Source organism: Flavobacterium sp., assembly GCF_003525665.1.
Classification (GTDB): Bacteria; Bacteroidota; Bacteroidia; order Flavobacteriales; family Flavobacteriaceae; genus Flavobacterium.
In genome coordinates this window covers 1-1,647 of sequence record NZ_DQDX01000046.1, presented here as the reverse complement: position 1 = coordinate 1,647, position 1,647 = coordinate 1, and the positions used below count along the sequence as shown (strand labels likewise).

2 protein-coding genes and 1 pseudogene are annotated in these 1,647 nt (G+C 32.2%); 1 reads left to right on the top strand and 2 read right to left on the bottom strand.

Annotated elements, in window-relative coordinates; all coding sequences use genetic code 11:
- Positions 1–215: pseudogene (locus DIU01_RS03215) on the top strand (tRNA (adenosine(37)-N6)-threonylcarbamoyltransferase complex dimerization subunit type 1 TsaB); the annotation flags it as partial.
- Between the two features lies 1 nt (position 216).
- On the opposite strand, the gene DIU01_RS03210 reads toward DIU01_RS03215, so the two are convergent.
- Positions 217–1,038, bottom strand: coding sequence for a mechanosensitive ion channel domain-containing protein (locus tag DIU01_RS03210; protein ID WP_290831814.1), 822 nt, complete (start codon positions 1,036–1,038; stop codon positions 217–219).
- Positions 1,039–1,100: 62 nt separating this feature from the next.
- Positions 1,101–1,499, bottom strand: a complete 399-nt coding sequence (locus DIU01_RS03205) for a YtxH domain-containing protein (RefSeq protein WP_290831813.1) — start codon at positions 1,497–1,499, stop codon at positions 1,101–1,103.
- Positions 1,500–1,647: the final 148 nt, after the last annotated feature.

Below are 1,647 nucleotides of genomic sequence, written 5' to 3'. Positions count from 1 at the left end.
CTAATGTATCAGAAACAATTTATTTTGTTGGTGATAGTAATGAAAAGGCAAAGACTATTTTGAATAAATCAAATTTTGTTTTTCTGGACGATATTGTATTTCCATCGGCAAACGAAATGAGTGCGATAGTTTTTGATAAATTTCAAAAAAGCGATTTTGAAGACGTAGCTTATTTTGAACCCTATTATCTTAAAGATTTTATGTTTGCCAAATAATTTACTTGGGATTATCTCTTACAAAAGGTTGAACTGAAATTCCGGCATTGTCGAAAGCTGCTTTGCAATTCTCTAAAATATCTGAAGAAACGGCACCAAAATTTTCATTGTTTGTCCAAGGTCTTATTGCTAAATGTATTGCGTTATCAGTTAAAGCTTTAACTGCAACTATCGGCTCAGGATTTTTAAGAACTAAAGGATGATTTTCCATAACTTGCAGTACCATATCTTTAGCTAGTTTAATATCGGTATCATAAGAAAGTGAAAATACTAAATCAATTCGTCGCATTCCAGCAACCGAAAAATTAGTGATAATTCCGTTAGATAAAATCCCATTCGGAATTAATATTGTTTGATTATTAGCCGAAATTAATTTGGTTACAAATATTTGAATTTCACAAACAGTTCCAGTTACATTTTGCGCTTCGATGGTATCGCCAACTCTAAATGGCTTGAATAGAATAATCAACATTCCGCCAGCAAAATTAGATAGCGAACCTTGTAAAGAAAGTCCAACCGCCAAACCTGCAGCTCCAAGAATTGCTACAAATGATGAAGTTTCAATTCCTAATTTGGAAATGAATGTCACAAAAAGTAAAACTCTTAAAATCCAAAGTAAAATATCGGCTAAAAATTTAGATAACGTAGGATCAAGTTCGCGTTGAACCATGATTTTTTTCACCAAACGATTGATGAATCTTATGGCATACAATCCGATGAATAGTATAAGAAACGCCGAAATTAATTTGGGCGAGTAATCAATAAGGACTTTTACAAATTCTCTAATATATTGACCGAGTGAGCTTATTTCAAGTGGCTTCATAGCATAAAAAAAATCACGCTAGATGCGTGATTTAATTTTACAAAGTTAGTACTTTTCTGAAATTAATCAGCATCTTCCTCAACTCTATTTATTGTGTCGTCTGCTTTTTTAACAGTTTCATCCACTTTGTCTGAAGCATCATCTGTAAACGAATTTACTTTTTCTTTTACAGTAGCTACTGTGTTTTCTGCAAAATCTTCTGCTTTATCAGCAAATTCAGTTGCTTTTTCTTTTACAGTTTCAACTGCATTTTCGATAGCTTCACTTGCGGCCGGAACATATTCGGCTACTTTTTCTTTAGCAGTTTCAGCAAAATCTTCTACTTTGTCAACAAGTGGCGCAGCAGCTTCTTTTGCATTTGCAATTGCTTCTGTTGCGAAATCTTCAGCTTTATCAGCAGCTTGACTTACAGTTTCTTTAGCAGAACCAAATAAATTTTTAAAAAATCCTCCTATTCCCATAATATCTATTTTATTGATTAGAATGCAATTATACGCTTTTTTGTTAATTATTACGTAAATTTAAATACATTTTTTATTTTCAAGAAGTTATTATTCAAGTTCGAAAGTTAATTTCAAATTAACCCTGAACCCATGAACTTTCCCATCT